At 70.6% G+C, this 19,919-nt stretch carries 13 protein-coding genes and 4 pseudogenes; 8 read left to right on the top strand and 9 right to left on the bottom strand.

Annotated features, from left to right (window positions below):
* From ACRWND_RS20430 to ACRWND_RS20440, 3 genes and pseudogenes are all read right to left on the bottom strand, one after another.
* A pseudogene (locus ACRWND_RS20430) lies at positions 1 to 198 on the bottom strand (hypothetical protein); the annotation flags it as partial.
* A gap of 90 nt (positions 199 to 288) precedes the next feature.
* Positions 289 to 741, bottom strand: a complete 453-nt coding sequence (locus tag ACRWND_RS20435; RefSeq protein WP_431951418.1) for a hypothetical protein — start codon at positions 739 to 741, stop codon at positions 289 to 291.
* Between the two features lie 459 nt (positions 742 to 1,200).
* Positions 1,201 to 1,470: a hypothetical protein gene (locus ACRWND_RS20440; RefSeq protein ID WP_431951420.1), complete on the bottom strand. Its 270-nt coding sequence runs from the start codon at positions 1,468 to 1,470 to the stop codon at positions 1,201 to 1,203.
* Between the two features lie 169 nt (positions 1,471 to 1,639).
* Here ACRWND_RS20440 and ACRWND_RS20445 point away from each other — a divergent pair, with 169 nt between their 5' ends.
* From ACRWND_RS20445 to ACRWND_RS20455, 3 genes are all read left to right on the top strand, one after another.
* Positions 1,640 to 2,701 carry a cytochrome P450 gene (locus ACRWND_RS20445; RefSeq protein WP_431951422.1) on the top strand — a complete coding sequence of 354 codons (1,062 nt, stop codon included), beginning with the start codon at positions 1,640 to 1,642 and terminating at the stop codon, positions 2,699 to 2,701.
* Positions 2,702 to 2,863: 162 nt separating this feature from the next.
* The gene (locus tag ACRWND_RS20450) at positions 2,864 to 3,826 is read left to right on the top strand and encodes a JmjC domain-containing protein (protein WP_431951424.1); all 963 of its coding nucleotides are present in this window, start codon (positions 2,864 to 2,866) and stop codon (positions 3,824 to 3,826) included.
* A 73-nt stretch (positions 3,827 to 3,899) separates the two neighbouring features.
* Positions 3,900 to 4,781, top strand: coding sequence for a GNAT family N-acetyltransferase (locus ACRWND_RS20455; RefSeq protein WP_431951426.1), 882 nt, complete (start codon positions 3,900 to 3,902; stop codon positions 4,779 to 4,781).
* Between the two features lie 595 nt (positions 4,782 to 5,376).
* Here ACRWND_RS20455 and ACRWND_RS20460 read toward each other — a convergent pair.
* From ACRWND_RS20460 to ACRWND_RS20470, 3 genes and pseudogenes are all read right to left on the bottom strand, one after another.
* The gene (locus ACRWND_RS20460) at positions 5,377 to 6,264 is read right to left on the bottom strand and encodes an IS3 family transposase (RefSeq protein WP_431951428.1); all 888 of its coding nucleotides are present in this window, start codon (positions 6,262 to 6,264) and stop codon (positions 5,377 to 5,379) included.
* Positions 6,261 to 6,560, bottom strand: a complete 300-nt coding sequence (locus ACRWND_RS20465; RefSeq protein WP_431951430.1) for a transposase — start codon at positions 6,558 to 6,560, stop codon at positions 6,261 to 6,263. Before ACRWND_RS20465 ends, ACRWND_RS20460 begins: the two co-directional genes overlap by 4 nt.
* 80 nt (positions 6,561 to 6,640) lie before the next feature.
* Positions 6,641 to 8,216: pseudogene (locus ACRWND_RS20470) on the bottom strand (IS4 family transposase).
* Positions 8,217 to 8,385: 169 nt separating this feature from the next.
* On the opposite strand from ACRWND_RS20470, the pseudogene ACRWND_RS20475 reads away from it, so the two are divergent.
* The 3 genes and pseudogenes from ACRWND_RS20475 to ACRWND_RS20485 form a co-directional block, all read left to right on the top strand.
* Positions 8,386 to 8,919 (top strand): annotated as a pseudogene (locus ACRWND_RS20475) (aminoglycoside phosphotransferase family protein); the annotation flags it as partial.
* Positions 8,920 to 8,969: 50 nt separating this feature from the next.
* Positions 8,970 to 9,106, top strand: a pseudogene (locus ACRWND_RS20480) (IS701 family transposase); the annotation flags it as partial.
* A 125-nt stretch (positions 9,107 to 9,231) separates the two neighbouring features.
* A complete protein-coding gene (locus tag ACRWND_RS20485; protein WP_431951432.1) occupies positions 9,232 to 10,206 on the top strand; it encodes a GNAT family N-acetyltransferase in 975 nt (324 codons plus the stop codon).
* 278 nt (positions 10,207 to 10,484) lie between these two features.
* Here the strand turns inward: ACRWND_RS20485 and ACRWND_RS20490 are convergent, their stop codons facing one another.
* Both ACRWND_RS20490 and ACRWND_RS20495 read right to left on the bottom strand, forming a co-directional pair.
* Entirely contained in the window at positions 10,485 to 12,746 is a 2,262-nt protein-coding gene (locus ACRWND_RS20490) for a heavy metal translocating P-type ATPase (RefSeq protein WP_431951434.1), read from the bottom strand.
* A gap of 118 nt (positions 12,747 to 12,864) precedes the next feature.
* Positions 12,865 to 13,092, bottom strand: a complete 228-nt coding sequence (locus tag ACRWND_RS20495) for a heavy-metal-associated domain-containing protein (RefSeq protein WP_431951436.1) — start codon at positions 13,090 to 13,092, stop codon at positions 12,865 to 12,867.
* A 381-nt stretch (positions 13,093 to 13,473) separates the two neighbouring features.
* Between ACRWND_RS20495 and ACRWND_RS20500 the strand changes: the two genes are divergently transcribed.
* Complete coding sequence (locus ACRWND_RS20500; protein WP_431951438.1) at positions 13,474 to 16,263, top strand: heavy metal translocating P-type ATPase; 2,790 nt, start codon at positions 13,474 to 13,476, stop codon at positions 16,261 to 16,263.
* A 191-nt stretch (positions 16,264 to 16,454) separates the two neighbouring features.
* A complete protein-coding gene (locus ACRWND_RS20505) occupies positions 16,455 to 16,685 on the top strand; it encodes a DUF397 domain-containing protein (RefSeq protein ID WP_431951440.1) in 231 nt (76 codons plus the stop codon).
* A 266-nt stretch (positions 16,686 to 16,951) separates the two neighbouring features.
* Here the strand turns inward: ACRWND_RS20505 and ACRWND_RS20510 are convergent, their stop codons facing one another.
* Positions 16,952 to 19,522, bottom strand: coding sequence for a cation-translocating P-type ATPase (locus ACRWND_RS20510; RefSeq protein WP_431951442.1), 2,571 nt, complete (start codon positions 19,520 to 19,522; stop codon positions 16,952 to 16,954).
* Positions 19,523 to 19,919 lie beyond the last annotated feature (397 nt).

The following is a 19,919-nucleotide window of genomic DNA, read 5'->3' on the forward strand; positions in this document are numbered from 1 at the left end:
GGTGTCCGGTTTGTTGGTGATGTCCAGCATGGGGAGTGCTCGTTTGGGTTCGTCGCGGATCGCCCGGGTGGGCTTGGCGATGTCGTCGGCTCCGAGGGTTTTCAGGACACCGATGGCGAGGTTGCGGCCCGGGGTGCGGTCCCCGTGTGAACGGTGGAGGCGCCCTCGGCGGTGGACTGTGCCGGAGCGCGCCGCCACCTCAGTGGACGGCGGCGGATGCCGATGACCGCCAGCAGCGGGTCGGGCACCGCGTCGGGGTAGGGGCGCAGGTCAGCGACTCGGTCAGCGTCAAGCGGCCCCAGCTTCACCAGCACGGCGGGGACAGGAGAAGATATGGCAGCAGGCACGGGCCACCTCGTGATCATCGGGCTTCAGACACCACAATGACCACGAAGCCCGTGCCTGTTCTGCTATGCACCCCAACCGGTCACTACCCGACCAACCGCACGACCCCGAAACCTGCAACTGCCCTGCCGTCATGCGCCCCGGCCCGCGCCCGAATTCGAGCAGCCCCTGATCGGTGCGGAGTCCCATGGGATCGAGGATCCCCTTGGGGTAGTCCTCCCGGCCGGTGAAGATGTGTGCCACGCGGGTGATGTCACCGACGTCGAGCTCGGCCTCGGCCCTCGTCCGCAGGGCGAGCTCCGTCCGCAGCTCTCCTTGCCGCCCCACGGCTTCGGAGATCGCCTCGTCCAGCGCCACGGCCGCCATCAGCCGGTCTTCGGCGTCCGCGTCGGTCACTGGAGCGAACTCCTGGCCGCTGAAGCGCTCTTCGACCTCGGTGGTGCCTCTTGATCGACAGGAGTCTGGCGAGACCCGGCTCCTTGGTGAGCACGACGGCACGGGCACCGTGGGCGATGACACCGTTCTCGAGGGATGCACCACCGTCTGGAAACGAGCCCACGAACTCCCGGCCATCTCCTGACAGACGGCCACCACCCCGCCGAAGTAAGAAAGGAGGAGAGCGAAGCACCCCTCGGCTCCATGGAAGCCGACGCCCCCGCAGCGCATGCGAAGGCCTCCGACCCGACCGGCCGGACACATCAGGGCCTGACGCCGGACCAGCAGAACCCATCAGACCCCTACGGAATCGAGGTTGAACGACGACGTGCGGCGAGCAAGTCCGAGCGCATGCCCGTCGCGGCGGACTTCAACCAGCTCCACGTCGGCCCAAGGACATCAAGAACGGCTGGTCCGGCGTCAGGGAAACATCAGGGGCAGTCCCCTTCCGCCGCCGGGTAGGTTTTCATGAGGACTGTTCGGCCTCCAGTCCGGAATGCCGACCAAGGAAACCGATGCGGATTGCTTCGGCATGTCCGTGTACGGAGAAAAGGAAACGAAATGAAGATGATCCAGGCGCTCGTGAAGAAGTTCAAGCCGGCCGACAACCTGGCCAGCAACGCGTGGCCCTACCACGTCATCTGATGCGCCGCTGCCGATGGCGGCCGAGGCCGCGGCTCCGGCCGTCATCGGCGGCACCTTTTGATCCAGGCTTTCAACTGCCCTTGTCAGCGGCGGCCGCGGCACATCTGATCTGCCGGGTCGCTGCGGAGCGGCGGTTCTCCCCCCTTCGTGTCGGCGAAATCTCGGCGCGACACTGAGTACATTTTCGGCGCCACCCCGAAGGAGGCGGATTCGCATGGAGTCGAACCCAGTGACCGTGGCGGCTCATCGTCACTACGGAATTCGATACGATCGGCAGATCCAGGATCTGCTGACAAGAGAGACGAAGGTCTTCCGGGTCGACGGCACCATGGTCGGCGTATCCGACTTTCCCCTTGTATCTGCTGTCGTCGCGGCGCGCCCGGTGCTGGCCAAGGAACGTTCGGTCTTCAAGCCTGCCGCGGGTGCTGAAATCGGTCACGACAGTGCCACGCGCTCCATTCACGCGCTGGGCCGGGACGTCATGGCGGGTGTCGAGACGGCCCCTCCTCCGGCGCAGCGGCTGTCGGGTGAGTGGCCCTACGCCGCGTCCTCATATCTGCGAGAGTGGCTTTTCGCGTCCGACCCCCTGCCGATGTCGCTTTTGCGGAAGCGTCGGATCACCAGTTCCGACCTGCTTTCCCAGGTGGTCGACCGCGCGGTCACGGTCTGGCCGGGATCCGGCGGCGAAGGACGAGGGAGCATGCTGGGCCGGCAGATTGTCGACGCAGCGGACACCCGGGAGAGGCGGCAGGCCATCGCGCTCTACCGGCGGGCGACGGCCACCCTGTCCGATGGAGTGGCCGCGTTGGTCGCCAACAGCCTGTGGCTCATGGGACCGGAAAGATCTGACGTACCCAGAACGGAACTGACCGCCGTTCTGTGGGAGACGCTGCGGCTCCTCCCGCCCGCGTGGATGCTGCTCCGCAGCGGCGGGGACGTGTACGACGGACTGCACCCCGACATCCGCTCAGAGGACAACATCGCCCTCTTCCCGCTGCTGATGCACCGGGATCCCGACCACTGGTCTGATCCGCTGGAGTTCCGGCCGGAGCGATGGCACGGGGTCGGGGATCCGGAAAAGACCTCCGCCTTCATGCCCTTCGGCTTCGAAGGCGCTCGCTGCTGGGCCAAACACCTGGTTGTGCCGCTGGCCGAACGTCTGCTGAACGTCGCCCTGGACAACCGGATCACCCTCCACAGCCCCGAGCAGCAGACGCACATTCCGTTGCGCTCTCTGCTCTCCGTCCGGTTCACGGCGGAAGTGGCAGCGGCGTAGGCACGTGCGAGTGGCTGCGTGCACCGCCCTGGGGACGCAGCCCCGCGGCCCCGCAGCCTCACCCTCGCGGATCGACGGACACTCGACAAGTACCGGAAGCACCATGAAATCGTCCATGTTGGCCGACTGGGTCGGCGACATCGAGACCTTCGCTCTCCAGCAGTGGCAACGCCGGCCTTCGGTCTTCACACCGGACGGATTCTCCACGCCGTTCGATCTCGTCGAACTGGACGCCGCCTTCGAGGGCGGCCTCCTGGGCACCCCGTACGTCGAGATGGTCCGCGCGGACAAAGTGGTCGTCCCTGCCGCCGCTTACACCACCTCACGAGTGGTCCACGGCACGACCCATCACGGCTTCGCCGACCGCTCCAAAGTCTTCTCCCTCCTGCGTGCCGGTGCGACATTGCTACTGCGGCGCGTCGATCATGGCACCCCGCCACCAGGGACCTGGTCGCCCGCCTGTCGGAGGAAACCGGCCGACGCGTCGAAGCGTTCTTCTTCGTTACCCCCCCGGGCGGTCAGGGGCTTGCCGTTCACCGCGACGACGCCGACGTGTTCGTCCTGCAGGCAGCCGGAAGCAAGACCTGGTACGTCCACGACGCGCCGACGGCCCCGGACTGGGCACTGGGCGAACTCCCGGACGACGAGCGCTCCCCGCAGTTGCTGCGAACCGTCCTGAACCCCGGCAGCGTGCTGTACATACCCAGGGCATTCGCCCACCGGGCTGTGGGAGCGGCAGGACTCTCCGCCCACCTGTCGCTGACCATCCGCGATGTCTCCGTGCGGGATCTGCGGTTGGCCCTCGAAGAGCAGCTGACCGAAGGCCTCAGCTTGCCTGCACGCCCTCTGGGGGACGCCGCGATCGCCGACGCCTGCGCCGCGCTGCTCGAGCACGTCCGGGCGAAGCTCGACACCCTCACCGCACAGGACCTCCGACGCACGGCCCGTGCCCGGCAGGCGGAGCTGCCGGCCCCACACGTGACGCCGGAGATCCCGTCGGCGCGGGAGACCTTCGCCGACGCCGCGCACGACTGGACGGCCGCCCCCGGCGGCACCCAACCCGGCCCGGCTTCCGTCAGCCGCACCTTGCGGAAGCTGCTCGGCGCGGCAAGCCACACCCGCTGACGTACCCCGACCCGGTGCGACAGCGACCGGGTGCCTGCCAGCAGGGCCACGAACCGTTCGCCCAGGAGACGACATGCCTGCCAGCATCACAGCGCTGATCGACCCCGATGCCAGCCCGTCCAGCCGCAGACTGGTGTGGCTGGCGTCAGGCGCCGACGACACGCCGGTCGGGTCCGCATTCCTTCGCCTGTTCATGCGTGCCGGGCAGCACGATCTTGCCGACCTGCGGTTGCACATCCACCCGCAGGAGCGGCAGGAGGACACCGGTTTCCTTCTCCTTGACGCGGCAACGGCCGCCGCACGCGAACACGACCGGCGGCGCATCATCAGCCATGTCAGGGCCGGATCCTTGGGGGAGGCGTTCCTGACGGCCCGGGACTTCCGCAGAGTCCTGTCCCTTACCTCCGCCCGGCTCTCCCTCCGCGACGCGGACCCCCTGGCGCTGGGCAGGATCATGGAGGAGCCGCACCCGGGGTACCGTCTCGCTTCCTGGGAGGGCATGGTCCCGGACCCACTCGCCGAGACATTCGTCGCATCACGACACGCCATGAACGACACACCGACGGGCGGCGTCGACTTCAGTGTCGTTCCCTGGGACCTGGAACGCGTCCGAACCGCCGTCACTGCCGTCGAGAAGCGAGGTGACGTCCTGCACACCGTCGTCGCCATCGCCGAAGGAGACGGCTCCATCGCCGGGTACACCGAACTGGCCATCCCCGGGGGCGGCACCGGAGACGCCCAGCACTACGGGACCGCCGTCCTACCCGAACACCGCGGTCACGGCCTGAGCCGTTGGATGAAGGCAGCTTCCGTTCGGCACGCCCGTGAGCGGTACCCCCTGCTCGGCGGTCTGCTCACGGACACGGCCGACAACAATCCGCGTATCCGCCGGGTCAACGATGCTCTCGGCTACCGGCCTACGCACACCACGTACGAATACCAGCTCGATCTCTGAGGCCGGGGCTTTTACAAGGTCCGCTGCCGTCGCCCGCGGTGCTCCAGGCCCGGTGGGACAACCTCGCGTCACACCTGCGGCCCGGAGACTTCTCCCGGCGCGCATACGGGATCAAAACGAAGGGATTCCGCACCTACGACTGGGCCGTGATCGCCGGACCGAACGGGCGCCAGTACATCGTCCGCCGCACCATCGCGGACGGAGGACAGCGTGCTGGTCACCGCGCTGGCTGTCGCGGCTGATCCAGTGCGTTGACCACGAACGTTGCCGGTGTTGATCAAGCGGCTATGGGCCGCCTGGGGCGACCGGCACGGAGTGCAGTGGTCTGACCACGCCAGACTCCGGCGCTGGGCAGAGGACGGCACCGCACTGCACGATATCCTCGGGATGACCGCACGCTCCCGCCGCGCCCGCTTCAGCGTGCTGCTTGACAGGCCCCTCGTCATCTCCCTTGTGGTCCTGCAATGGACCCGCTGGCTCCAGCCCCGGCATGGCTACGGTCGAACCGCAGGGTGCCGCCGAACCGCCTTGGAATGCCCCCTGAACAGGGCTAATACCAAGGTGAAGTTTCCCCGTGATCTCGGACACGTGATCGTTATGCCGCGAGGGTGTGCTGGTGCCGTTGCCTGGTTTCGGCCGGGGTGAGGTAGCCGAACGTGCGGTGTTTGCGTAGGCGGCGGCGGTTGTAGAAGGTCTCGATGAAGGAGGAGACCTCGGCGCGGGCGGTGGCCCGGTCGGGCCACGTGCGGGTGCCGATCTCTTCCTTGAGTAGGGCCCAGAAGCTCTCCGCGGCGGCGTTGTCGAAGCATGATCCGGTGCGTCCGCAGCTCTGTCGCAGCCCCAACCTCCCTATGTGCTCACGGAATTGGGTCGAGGTGTATTCGCTGCCGTGATCGCTGTGGACCACGCAGCCGGGCTCGAGTCCGCCTCGGCCGTGGGCCATGTCGAGAGCGTCGACCACCAGCTCGGCGCGGTGGTGGTCGGCCATGGCGTAGCCGACGACCTCGCGGGTGGCCAGGTCCAGCCAGCAGGCGAGGTAGAGCCAGCCCTCGGCGGTGGGCAGGTAAGTGATGTCGCCGACCAGCTTGGTCCCGGGGTGCTCGGCGTGGAAGTCGCGGCCGATCAGGTCCGGGGCCGGCTTCGCCTTCGCGTCCGGCCGGGTCAGCGAGCGCCGTCTGCGTCGGGTGACGCCGCGGATGTCGCGTTCACGCATCACGCGGGCGACGCGCTTGCGGTTCACCCGTCGGCCCAGGCGGCGCAGTTCGGCGTGGATGCGCGGGACGCCGTAGGTGTGCCGGGAAGCGATGTGCAGCACGGTGATCTCGTGTGCGAGCGCGTCGTCGGCGGCCCGCCGGGCGCGGCGGGCGGCTTCGCCTTCGCGCCAGGCGTAGTAGGAGGAGCGGGCCACGCGCAGGACCCTGCACAGCAGAATGATCGGATAGTTCGCCTTCTCCGTGTGGATGAACCGGTACAGCTCGCTCACCGGTCGTTCTCCTTCACGAAGAAGGCCGTCGCTTTTTTCAGGATCTCGATCGTCTGCTGCTGTTCGCGGACCTCCTTGCGTAGTCGCTTGAGCTCCTCGCGCTCGGCGCTGGTCAGATCACCGGACGTGCCCTCGCCCTGGTCAGCCTTCGCCCGGCGGTACCAGCCGCGCAGGGACTCGGAGCTGATGCCGAGTTCCCGAGCGACCGCGGTGACCGTCTTACCCGAGGAATCGACGAGCGCGATCGCGTCCCGCTTGAACTCCTCGGTGTACCGCTTCGTGTACTTGCTTCCCACCTGGTGCTACTTCCTCTGGAACCTCAAGATCCCAGTCTCCAGGTGTCCACGATCAAGGGGAAGCTTCCAAGGCCAGGTAGTTAGGGGATTTCCAGCGGTGTCAAGGGGGTTGGGAGGGTGTAGGCGCCGGGGCTGGTCTTGATGATGAGGCCGCGGTCGGCCAGGCGGCTGAGCTGACGGTAGATGGACTGGACGGTGATGTCGCCGAGGCGGCGTGAGAGTTCTTTGGCGGTCCAGGCCCGGTCCGGTTCGGAGCGCAGGAAGCCGATGATTTTCTCGCTGCGGCGCTGGGGCGATGCCCTGGGAAGGGTGCGCTCGTCCGTGGTGGTCTTGGGGTATTGGCTGTGTTCGGGAGGGGGCAGGACCTCCGTGGTGAGGTGGGTGATCGGGGTGGAGTGGTCGGGGCGGCCGTCGTTGAGGCGCTCCGCGTAGCGGACGGTGGTGGATTTGACCTTGCGGGTGCTGACGCGTGGGCGGCGGTCGGGGAGCAGGGCGTCGAGGACACAGCGGCCGATCTCGGTGGCCCGTCCCAGGCCGCCTGTGGCGGGTGCGGCGAGGATGAGCTGGTCGCGGGCTGTCTGGAGGGCGACGGTGAAACCGGCCCGGTCAGGGTCGGTGCCCGGTCGGGTCTCGACGGCGTCGACCATGACGGTGCGCAGGAGCTGGTAGAGGGTGAGGGTGGCCCACATTTCCTGTTCGACTCCGGCTGGGTCCTTCGAGCGCAGGACGCGGCCGTTCATCATGGTGTGCCGTAGTGCGTAGTACGCGGATTCGTGTTCCCAGCGTTCGTGGTAGAGGGCGATGAGGATGCGGGCGGGGTGGCGTCGGGGGTCGGTGAGCGTGGTGATCAGTCGGTAGGAACCAGTGAAGGTGGTTGTGTCCGCGCAGGTCACGGTGATCGGGCCTCGATGACGCGGACGGCGACGGTGCCGATCCGGGAGAGGTAGGAGCCGTCGTCGAGGCGGGCCAGGATGGGGGTGATCCGGTTGGACTTGAGTCTGCCCAGCACTTTCGCGCCGGTGGCGGTCGTCTCGGCGAGGAAGTCGTTGGCGTCGAAGCCTTTGTCCCACAGCACGAGCATGTCCGGGGTCAGCAGATGCAGCAGGCGGCGGTCGTAGGCCGCCTCGCCCTCGCTGGGCGGACCGAAGGTGGAGCCGATCAGTGCCCGGGTGCCGGTCTCGACCAGGGTCATCCGCCGGAGCATCGGCCAGCCGCCGTGCCGGCCGAAGGCCGCCTGGTTCGCGCCGCTGTCGGGGAGCTTGATCGCGGAGCAGCCGTCGAAGGAGACGGTGCGGTACCGGCCGGCACCCCTGGGGTGGAAGGTTGGGCGAGCGGTCCCGTCACGGTCTCGCACACGGCCCGGATCGGGGTGACGCCGATACGCCGACGTAGATCGCGCAGGGCCTTCGCCGTCGGGTCCACCAGGGGAAACTGTCTCAGTGCGGCAGTGAGTTTACGCCATACGAGGCCGTAGCCGACCTCGGGAAACAGGCACATCGCGAGCACGAAGTACACCCCGCAGCGCGAAGGAAGATCACGGAGCCGTGAGTGCCGGCCACCGTGCTCCTCCAGCACGGCGTCGACCAGCTCCGGTGGCAGCAGAGCGCCCAACTCACCCAGGTGTGCGGGCGCGTACCGGCCCCGCGACGAAGCGATCAGTCCCTCTGAGACCCCGTCTGTCGTAGGTGGTGCACAATGTAGGGCCAACGGAGCTCTCCTGACTGCTGTCTTGGACGACGTGCAGTACAACGAGGGCTCCGTTGTATTGCTGCTGCGGACCTGCATGAACCCCTTGACAGCGCTGGAAATCCCCTAACTACCTGGCCTTGGGGAAGCTTCACCCCCCGGCCTGCCCCGGCTGCGTGAGCAGGCCGACGCCTGGGAGGAGCAGCTGTGCAAGGATGCCGAGGAACTGCCGCATGCACTTCCGCGCCAGGTGCTGGGCGCCGCGGTGGCTACCGTGAGGGAACTGGGCCGGGCCCAGCCCGACACCCTCATCCATGGCGATCTGCATGCCCGGAACATCCTGCGTGCCGGTCGGGAGCCGTGGCTGGCTGTCGACCCCAAAGGGTACGCGGGAGATCCCGCCTACGACGGCGGCACACTGCTCAAGTCCCGCGCGCTGGCGCTCTTCGAAGCGGATGACCTGCGCAAGGCCGTCCACCGGGTCTTGGACGTCTTCGCCGAGGCCGCGCAACTCGACCGCGGTCGCGTCCAGCGGTGGGCCCAGTTCCATGCCGTCCAGGCGGCGTTCTGGGGTCGCCGTCACGGTTTCCGTATCGCCCGCAGTGGACCGCGGCTGGACTGGCTCACCGAGTTCGCGGACCGCCTGGCGGAGTTGCTCACCGAACGCTCGTAGGTCGGGTCCGGTGGGCAGGCGAGTGCGGCCACCGTTCTGACGACGAGATGGTGGCCGCAGGTCACAGCATAGATCCCGCCCGGTGGCGGGAGGCGTTCGCTGCGGCCACGGGCCGCATCGCGGGCCGCTTCTCCCGAACGAACCCCGCCTGCGAGCCGGGCGGCTGGTGCTGGGCTTGCTGTCGGACGGCGGCGGCCGTCTTGGGTGCGACGGTTTCCAGGAGCGGGCGCGGGCGGTGACGTGGAGCCGGGTTCGGCCGGGCTCCGAAATTCGACTCGACAGCCCGCCGGCGTGGTTCCTAATGTTCACATCGTGGACTCACGATCCAGCACCCTGACGTGGCGACCGCTCACCACGGGCGACGCGAAGGCCTCAGCCGACCTCCTCAACGCCATCGAGGCCGAGGACAAGATCGGCGAGAACTACGACGAGGCGGACGTCCTCCAGGAACTGGTTGATCCGCACGCGGACTTGGAGCGCGCGAGCCTCGCCGCGTTCCACGGCGACGTGATGGTCGGCTACGTGAAGGCGACCTACAAGCCGACCGCCGAGGACGTACACCGGGTCATGGTCGACGGCGGCGTGCATCCGGACCACCGGCGCCAGGGTGTCGGCACCGTGCTGCTGAAGGCGGGGATCGCGGGCGCGAAGGCACTGCACGCGATGCATCAGCCGACGCTGAAGCTCGAGGTCCACGTCATGGCGTGCGAGCGCATCGACGGTGCGGCCGCACTCTTCCGTTCCCAAGGTTTCGCACCGGTCCGCTACTACCAGTTCATGGAGCACCCGCTCGGTGACGCGATCCCGGAGGCGGCGATCCCCGACGGGCTGCGGGTGGAGCCGTGGTCGGAGCGGAACGACGAGGAGTTCCGGATGATCCGGAACGAGTCCTTCAAGGACCACTGGGGTGCCGTGCCGATGCCCGCGGACGCCTGGAAGAGCAACATCATCAACCACACCTTCCGTCCCGAGGTCAGTTTCCTGCTCCGCGACGTGGCGAACGGGGCCCCGGCGGGCATGCTGGTGACCCTGTACTGGGAGGCCGACACGGTGGCCACCGGCGTGCGCGACGCCTACTTCATGCTCATCGGGACGCTCCGGGACTACCGCAGGCGCGGCGTCGCCGGCGGCCTGATCAGGCACGCGTTGCGCAGCGCCGCCGACCAGGGCTACGGGAAGGCCAGCCTGAGCGTGGACTCGGCCAACCCGACCGGGGCATCCAGGGTCTACGAGAGGGCCGGCTTCGTGCCGAAGGAGCGGCACGTGCGCTGGGCGCTGGACGCCTGACCGCCCCCACACGGGCCGACCCTCCCCGCTGACACGGGGGTTCACGCGTGTCCTTCCGACCGGGCGCACACGGCCGTGCGGAACTGGAGACGACGCAGTGCCGTCACGGCACGAAGGCCGACCCCGGCGCGGGGACGGCCCGGCCCACTGTCACCGTGTGCCGAGGCTGCTGCCCCGGCACCGCAGGGGCGGTCCTCCGGCAACGGCCTGCCGGCCGCGGGCCGGGGGGAGAGGCCGGGGCGGGCCGTGGCCCGCCCCGGCCGGTGTGGTGCCTGCGGTCAGTCGGCGGCGTCGAAGCCGCGCAGGCGAAGGCTGTTGCCGACGACGAAGACCGAGGAGAACGCCATCGCCGCTCCGGCGATCATCGGGTTGAGCAGGCCGGCGGCTGCCAGCGGCAGGGCGGCGACGTTGTAGGCGAACGCCCAGAACAGATTCGACTTGATCGTGCGCAGGGTGCGGCGGGACAGGCGGATGGCGTCGGCGGCGGCCCGCAGGTCGCCGCGGACCAGCGTCAGGTCGCCGGCCTCGATGGCGGCGTCGGTGCCGGTGCCCATGGCCAGCCCCAGGTCGGCCTGGGCCAGGGCGGCCGCGTCGTTGACGCCGTCGCCGACCATCGCCACCGAACGGCCTTCACCCTGCAGGCGCTTGACCACGGCGACCTTGTCCTGCGGCAGTACCTCGGCGATCACTTCGTCGATGCCCACCTCGGCGGCGACGGATCGGGCGACGGCCTGGTTGTCGCCGGTGAGCAGAATCGGGGTCAGGCCCAGGGCCCGAAGCCGCCGGACGGCTTCGGCACTGGTGGACTTGACCGCGTCGGCGACTTCCAGGACGGCCCGGGCCTCGCCGTCCCAGGCCACCGCGATGGCGGTGCGGCCGGCCCTCTCCACTTCCTCCTCGGCCCGGGCCAGGTCTGCGGGCAGGTCCATGGCCCATTCGGCGAGCAGGCGCCGGCGGCCGACGAGGACGGCGTGGCCTTCGACTATGCCCTGCACGCCGAGACCGGCGATGTTCGCGAAGTCCTCCGGCGCCGGGAGCGGACCGACCTTCGCCTCGGCTCCCTTCGCCACCGCCCGGGCGATCGGGTGCTCGGAGGCGTGCTCGAGCGCGCCCGCCAAGCGCAGGACGTCTGCCTCGTCCACACCGTCCGCGGTGTGAACCGCCAGCAGCGTCATCTGCCCGGTGGTGACGGTGCCGGTCTTGTCCAGGACGATGGTGTCGACCTTGCGGGTGGTCTCCAGGACTTCGGGGCCCTTGATGAGGATGCCCAGCTGGGCGCCGCGGCCGGTGCCGACCATCAGCGCGGTGGGCGTGGCAAGTCCCAGCGCGCAGGGGCAGGCGATGATCAGCACGGCGACGGCGGCGGTGAAGGCCGCGGTCGGGCCTGCGCCGTTGCCGAGCCAGAACCCGAGCGTGGCCAGGGCCAGGGCGATGACGATCGGGACGAAGACCGCGGAGATCCTGTCGGCGAGTCGCTGGGCTGCGGCCTTGCCGTTCTGCGCGTCCTCCACCTGCTTGGCCATCCGGGCCAGTTGGGTGTCCGCGCCGACCCGGGTGGCCTCCACCACGAGCCGGCCTCCGGCGTTGACGGTGGCGCCGGTGACCGTGTCGCCGACAGTGACCTCTACCGGCACGGACTCGCCGGTGAGCATCGAGGCGTCCACGGCCGAGGATCCCTCGACGACCGTGCCGTCGGTGGCGATCTTCTCGCCGGGCCGCACCAGGAACCGGTCGCCGATGGCCAGCTCCCCGGTGGGGATCAGCATCTCACGTCCGCCGCGCAGGACGGTGACGTCCTTCGCGCCCAGTTCCAGCAGCGCCCGCAGGGCCACGCCGGCCTTGCGCTTGGAGCGGGCCTCGAAGTAGCGCCCGGCCAGGATGAAGGCGGTGACGCCCGCGGCGGCCTCCAGGTAGATGTTGCCCGCGCCGTCGCTGCGAGCGATGGTCAGCTCGAAGCCGTGGGTCATGCCCGGCATGCCCGCGGTGCCGAAGAACAGCGCCCACAGCGACCAGCCGAACGCGGCCGCGGTGCCGACCGAGACCAGCGTGTCCATGGTGGCGGCGCCGTGCCGCAGGTTGGTCCAGGCGGCCCGGTGGAACGGCCAGCCGGCGTAGGTGACGACCGGCGCGGCCAGGGTGAGCGAGAGCCACTGCCAGTACTCGAACTGCAGGGCCGGGACCATGGCCATCGCGATGACGGGCACGGCCAGGGCCACGGCGGTGATCAGCCGTTGCCGCAGCGGCAGCAGTTCGTCAGCCTTCCCCGGCGCGTCCTGGCCGCCGTCGCCTGCCTGGCCGTCGGCGCGGGGAGGAGCGGGAGGTGTGGCGGTGTAGCCGGTGGCCTCGACCGTGGCTATCAGGTCGTCCACGGCTACGTCGCCGTGGTAGGTGACCTTGGCCTTCTCGGTCGCGTAGTTGACGGTGGCCTCCACACCGTCCATGCGGTTCAGCTTCCTTTCGATGCGGGCGGCGCAGGAGGCGCAGGTCATCCCGCCGATGGCGAGTTCGACCTCTGAGGTCTGCGGGACGGTGGTGGTCATCACTGCTCCTCGAGCTGACAAGAGGGATGGACAGGCTGGCGGACGAGGGGGCTGGACATGCCGGCGGGCGGGTCGGGCTTTCCCCGCGCGGGCGGGGCGGGTACGCGGAACGGCCGGTTCAGGCGGCCCGGCCGGTGAGCGCGTATCCGGCGTCGTCGACGACCTCGGCGAGCAGGGCGTCGTCGGGTTCGTTGGCGGTGGTCACGGTGACACGGCCGGTGTTCAGGTCGACGTCGACGGACAGAACGTCGTCCAGTGCGCCGATCTGCCGGGTGAGGGTGGCCTTGCAGTGGCCGCAACTCATGCCGGCGACGTCGTAGGCGGTGGTGCGGTCAGTGGCGGTCATGGGTTCCTCCGGACGACGATGGGCCCTGCGGACACAGGACCGTATACCCCCATGGGGTATCTTGGCTGGCCCCTCTTGTATACCCCCCTCCCCTATCCGCGCACAACCGCGTGGGGGCAGCGATGCGTCGCATACCGGCCACGCCTCACCCGCCCGGGGCGGCAGACAGCCGTCGGTCGATGTGCAACCGGTGCGTGAGCTGGCAGGCGAACGAGCACCGCTGCCGCCGAGCGAGGTGTTGCGCGTCCCTGCGAAGCGCCGTGTCGGAGAACCGCACGACACGGCCCGGCCGGCGTTTCCGGGTGGGCCGGGCAGCCTATGCCGGAGGAGGTGGGCCGGAGGCACAGTGAAAGGGGGAGGTGTCCGGAAGGCGAAGGTGCCATGGGTGTTCTCGACGTGATCGTGATCGTCGCCGCCATCGTGCTGATCACTGCGCTGGGCTGGTTCTTCTTCGGGCCGCGTCGCACCCGTGACGCCCGGCTCGAGGACGGCGTGCAGCGCGTGGAAGTGACCGTGCGCGGCGGCTACAGCCCCGATGTCATCCGCGTGCGCCAGGGGACCCCGGTGGAGATCGTCTTCGACCGGCAGGAGTCCGGGGAGTGCACCTCCCGCGTGGTCTTCCCCGACTTCAAGATCGGTGCCGGGCTGCCCGCGCATACGCGTACCGCGGTGCGGTTCGACCCCGACCAGGCGGGCTCGTACAGCTTCACCTGCGGGATGCACATGATCCACGGCACGCTCCTGGTCGAGCCCGCTGAGGGGCTCCAAGCCGCGCTCCCCTCCCCCGGCGGCGGCAGCACGGCGCCCCCCGGGCCGGTCCCGGCGGGCCCCGCGGCGGCAGAGCCCGCTGCGGGTGGCGGGCCTGCGGATCAGGGCCGCGAGGCGGCCGAGGCGGAGGCCGCGGATGCCGCCGAGCGGCAGGCGGAGATCGCTGACCTCACGCGCCGGGTCGCCGTCGGAGCCGTGCTGACCCTTCCGGTGCTCTTCGCGGTGATGGCACACGAGTTGTTCGGCGCCCCGTGGGTGCCGGGCCTGCTGCTGAACCACTGGCTGCAACTGGTGCTGATCACGCCGGTGATGTTCTACACCGGGTGGCCGGTCCACTCCATCGGCTGGCTGACCTTGCGTCACCGCGGCGCCGACATGAACTCGCTGATCACGTTGGGCACGACCGCCGCGTACGGCTACAGCCTGCTGGTGACGGTCGCTCCCGGCCTGCTGCCCAGCGACCTGCGCGAGGTCTACTACGAAGCGGTCGGTGTCATCCTCACCCTGATCCTGCTCGGCCGGCTGCTGGAGGCACGGGCCAAGGCCGGCACGGGTGAGGCCATCCGCGCGCTCCTGGGGCTGCGGGCGCGGACCGCCCGGGTGGTCCGCGACGGCGCCGAGACCGAGATACCGGTGGAGGACGTGGCCGTCGGCGACGAGGTGGTGATCCGGCCCGGGGAGAAGATCCCGGTGGACGCCGAGGTCCTGTCGGGAGCTTCGGCCGTGGACGAGTCGATGGTCACCGGGGAGCCGATGCCGGTCACCAAGCGCACCGGGGACACGGTGATCGGCGCGACCGTCAACGGCACCGGCTCTCTGCGGGTTCGTGCCGCCAAGGTGGGCGCCGACACGATGCTCGCGCAGATCATCCGCCTGGTGCAGGCCGCCCAGGCGTCCAAGGCGCCCATCCAGCGTCTGGCCGACGCGGTCTCGGGCTACTTCGTGCCCGCCGTCATCGCGATCGCCGTCGCCACGTTCGCGGTGTGGTTCACCCTCGGCCCGCCGCCGGCGCTGACGCTCGCACTGGTGTCCGCCGTAGCGGTGCTGATCATCGCCTGCCCCTGCGCGCTGGGGCTGGCCACGCCGCTGTCGGTGATGGTCGGCACCGGCAAGGGCGCCCAGGCGGGAATCCTGATCCGTTCCGCCGAGGCCCTGGAGAGCGCGCACAAGCTGGACACCGTCGTGCTGGACAAGACCGGTACCGTCACCGCGGGCAAACCCGTCCTGACCGACGTGCACACCACCGACGCCTTCGCCGAGGGGGAACTGCTGCGGCTGGTCGCGGCAGCCGAAGCCGACAGTGAGCACCCTCTCGCGCAGGCCGTCGTCAACGGCGCCCGCGAACGCGGCGTGACCTGGCCCGCGGCGACCGGGTTCGACTCGGTGACCGGCAAGGGAGTGCAGGCCACCGTCGAGGACCGCCCCGTGCTGGTCGGCACCGCCCGGCTGCTCGGCGACGTCGGCATCGACACCGCCGACGTGACCGCCCTCGCGGACGGTTTCTCTGCCGAGGGCAAGACCCCGGTGCTGGCCGCCGTCGACGGCCGGGCCGCAGGCGTGCTGGCCGTCGCCGACACCGTCAAGGACGACTCCGCCGCCGCGATCGCCGCCCTGCGCCGGCTGGGCATCGAGGTCGTCGTCATCACCGGCGACAACGCCCGCACCGCCGCCGCCATCGCCGCACAGGTCGGCGTGAGCCGGGTGCTGGCCGAGGTCCTTCCCGAGCACAAGGCCGACGAGATCCGCCGCCTGCAGAGGGAAGGCCGCACCGTGGGCATGGTCGGCGACGGCATCAACGACGCCCCGGCGCTGGCCGCAGCCGACGTGGGCCTGGCCATCGGCACCGGCACCGACGTGGCCATCGAGGCCGCCGACGTCACCCTCATCTCCGGATCCCTCGCCGGTGTCGTCACCGCGATCCGGCTGTCGCGGGCCACCATGCGCAACATCCGCCAGAACCTGTTCTGCGCGCTGATCTACAACGCTGTCGGCGTGCCCGTCGCCGCGGGCGTCCTCTACCCGCCGTGGGGCATCCGTCTCAGCCCGATCATCGCCGCCGCCGCCATGGCGCTGTCCTCCCTGTCGGTGGTCGCCAATGCCTCCCGCCTGCGGCGCTGGCACGCCCCGGAGCTACCGCCCGCCCCACCAGCCGCGGCCGTGCACCCGCACGTCGGATCCGCTGCCGACCGGTCCCGGCACGACGCGCGACCCGGCCGGGCGGCCGTCGTGGACCCGGTGTGCGGGATGCGCGTCGACCCGGCGACCGCGCCGGAGCGCCGTGACACCGCTGACGGCAGCTACTCCTTCTGCTCCCCACGGTGCGCTGCCGCCTTCGACTCCGCACCCGACCGCTACCGCACGCCCAGTGGTGTCCGTCGCGACGAAAGGGGCCACCTGCGCTGAGCGACGACGGGCCGGTGCGGCCCGGCTGGGAGCGGGGGCCGGCGGTTTCCGCCCGATGCCGGTCATGCCGGGGCCGGGCCGGCGGTTCCCTCGGCATTCGGGGGGCGGGGCCACCGCCGTTGCACAACCGGGGAAAAAGCGCAAGCGTGGAGGGAGGAAGGTACGTACGACCACTACCGCATGAGCCTGCCATGCACGCCAGAGAGAGCGACCTGTACGCACGCGACCTGACCCAGGCCAGCTGGGTCAAGAGCACCGCATGTCCCTATGGCTACCGCCCTCACTGCGTCGAGGTAGCAGACATCGGTGACGGAGCCGTCGCCATACGTGACTCCGCCCACCGCGAACTGCCTCCCCTGCGGTTCAGTGCGGAAGAATGGGCAGCCTTCCGAGACGGCGTACGCGAAGGCGAATTCGGATAGGACGACACGCCATCGAGGAACCGGGTCGGCGGCTTTCCTGCCGGCCCAAACCATGCCCGCGACTCGCCTCGAACGACCGACTCGCTGAATGTCCGCCCGTCGAGCACCCGCTCGCATGCCACATCGTGCATCGGCGCCGTATGACTCGTCGACCGAGGACGACCAGGGAACACCCTTCGCATTCTCTCCTCCGGCTGCCGAGCACGGCTGTCGGCTTGGCCTACCCCCGCGCCGGTCACACCGGCCGCCCGGGGCCGGGCGCTCGTTCACCGCGTCGGGAGAAGCCGGGCCTGGAGCCGCATGGCCAGGTACCCGAGAGCGGACAGGCCGCATGCGATGCCGAGGTCCTCCACGGAGAGCGCATCCGTACCGAGGAGCGCGCGCAGCGGCGGCAGGTAGACGCCCGCGATCTGCAGGGCGAGCGCCGCCGCGACGGCGGCCGGCAGGAAGGGGTTGGCCCAACTGCCGGGCCGGGCCCGGGACGCGAGGGCGACACCGAGCTGGGTGGCGCCCAGGACCAGGAAGACCATGGTCTGCCAGGGGCGTCCCGTGTCGTGGGCCCAGATGCCGGTGAGCAGCGTGACGGCCGTGACGAACAGGCCCATCAGCAGGATCCGCGGCCACAGCCCGGCGCCGAGCACGCTCTCGTCCGGTGGCCGCGGCGGACGGCGCATGGCGGCCGGGTCCGCGGGCTCGGCGCCGAGCGCGACCCCGGGCAGGCCGTGGGTGAGCAGGTTGATCCACAGGATCTGGGCGGGGAGCAGCGGCAGCGGCATGCCCAGGAACGGGCCCAGCAACATGACGAGGATCTCCGCCATGCCCCCGCACAGGCCGTAGAGCAGGAAGCGGCGCACGTTGGCGTAGACCCGGCGGCCTTCCTCCACGGCGGACACCACTGTGCCGAGGTCGTCGTCGGCCAGGACGAGGTCGGCGGCCTGCCGGGCGACCTCGGTGCCGCGGCGTCCCATGGCGACGCCGATGTCGGCCTGGTGCAGCGCCGGCCCGTCGTTGACGCCGTCGCCGGTCATGGCGACCACGTGCCCGGCGCGCTGCCACGCCCGGACGATGTCCAGCTTCTGCGCGGGGGTGGTGCGGGCGTAGACCCGGGCGCCGGTGGGTTTCCCCGAGAGGGCGTGTCCGACGTCGCTCCGGGTGGTCACCACCCCGCCGTCGGGCCTGCCGACGATGCCGAGGCGGGCCGCGATGGCGCCCGCGGTCAGCGGATGGTCACCGGTGATCACGACGGGGACGATCCCGGCGGTCCGGCACGCGGAGACGGTGGCAGCCGCGGCGGGACGGGGCGGATCGAGGATCGCGACGAGGCCGAGCAGCGAGAGCGGTCCGCTCTCCCAGTCGGCGTGAGCGTCGGACGAGGGGGGCGGGCGGCGGTCCCCTGCCGCGACGGCGAGCACACGGTACCCCTCGCGTGCCAGCTCCTCGGCTCTCTTGACGGCCGCGGCGAGCACGGCGGGCCCGTCGTCCAGTACCCCGGGCCGGAGCAGGACCTCCGGTGCGCCCTTGGACACCACGTGGCGTGCGCCGTGCGGCAGCCGGTGGACGGTGGTCATCCGCTTGCGGCCGCTGTCGAAAGGCACCTCGTCGACGCGCGGCAACTCCCGTGCGAGGGCCGCCCGGTCCAGGCCCAGCCGGGCGCCGGCGACGAGGAGAGCGGCCTCGGTGGGATCGCCCAGGGCGTGCCAGGCCGTGTCGCCGTCCGTGCCGGACGGCGGCTGCAGCCCCGCGTCGTTGCACAGCAGGGCGGCGCGCAGCAGGCGGGCCAGGTCGGGTGCGTCGTCCGCGGTGACAGCGGCGCCGTCCCGCACCACCTGCCCCGCCGGGTCGTAGCCACTGCCGCGCACCTCGGCTTCGCCGACCGGTGTCCACAGCCGTTCCGCGACCATACGGCCCTCGGTGAGGGTGCCGGTCTTGTCCGTGGCGATGGCGGTGACGGAACCGAGCGTCTCCACCGCCGGCAGGTGGCGGACGATGGCGTTGCGGGCGGCCATCCGCCGGGCGCCCAGGGCCAGGCCCAGGGTGACGACGGCGGGCAGGGACTCGGGGACGGCCGCGACGGCCAGGCTGATCGCGGTGACCACCATGAGCCTCACGGGCTGTCCGCGCAGCAGCCCGATCGTGAGGACCACGGCGCACAGCACGACGGTGACGGCGGCGAGGACCCGGCTGAAGCCGGCGAGCCTGCGCTGCAGCGGGGTCGGCCCGGATGCCGTGCCCATCAGTGAGGCGATGCGGCCCGTGGCGCTCGCGGCTCCCGTGGCGGTGACCACGATCGCGCCCCGCCCGCGGACGACGACGGTGCCCGACGCCGCCGTGCCACCCGTGTCCTTGCCCACCGGAACGGACTCGCCGGTGAGCGACGACTCGTCCACCAGCAGGGCCGCCGCCTCGACCACGTCGCCGTCGGCGGGCACGATGTCCCCCTCCCCGAGGAGCACCACGTCCCCGGGGACGACGTCCACCGCCCGGACACGGCGCTCCTCGCCGTCGCGGACCACGCGGGCCGCGGGCGCGCTGAGCGCGGTCAGCGCCGCGACAGCGCGCTCCGCACGGATCTCCTGGACCACGCCGACGGCCGTGTTGACGGTGACGACCAGCAGGATGACGCAGGCGTCCGGGATGTCGCCCGTGGCGAGGGTGAGCGCGGCGGCCGCGAGCAGGACCAGGATCAGCGGATCGCGCACCTGCCGCGCCACGCGACGCCACACAGGAGTCGGCGCCGGCGGCGCCACCTCGTTGGGGCCGTACCGCAGGAGCCGCTGCTCCGCCTCCGCCTGGGTGAGCCCTTCCAGGGCCGCCGTCGTGCCGTGGTTCGTTGCCACTCCCACAGGATCACCTCGCCCAGGGGCGGCCGCAGGTCGCGGTGACCTGCCCGGTGGAGCCGCCCCTCGCGGCCCCCGCGCCGGGACGGCCGCGAGGGCGGCAGGGGGCCGGGCCGCGGCGGCACCGCCGTCAGGCTCCCCGGCCCGGCCCGGCCCGGTCCGGTCCGGCCGCACAGCGCTCACTACAGCAGCCCGGTGTTGCAACGACCGGTTGAACTCGCCCTGGCTTCGCCACGTTCGGTAGGGCGAGTTCACCGGCGGCTCCAGGTTCGACGGTTCGCAAGGCACTTGCTCCGTTGGATGCGACAAGGCAACATTCGAGACGGCTGGGCAACGAGGGCTTCTGGAATTGGCGTATCCGCTGAGCACCAGTGAGCGAACCGCCCTTCATCACGCT

Source organism: Actinacidiphila sp. bgisy167 (assembly GCF_965342175.1).
Lineage (GTDB): Bacteria > Actinomycetota > Actinomycetes > Streptomycetales > Streptomycetaceae > Actinacidiphila.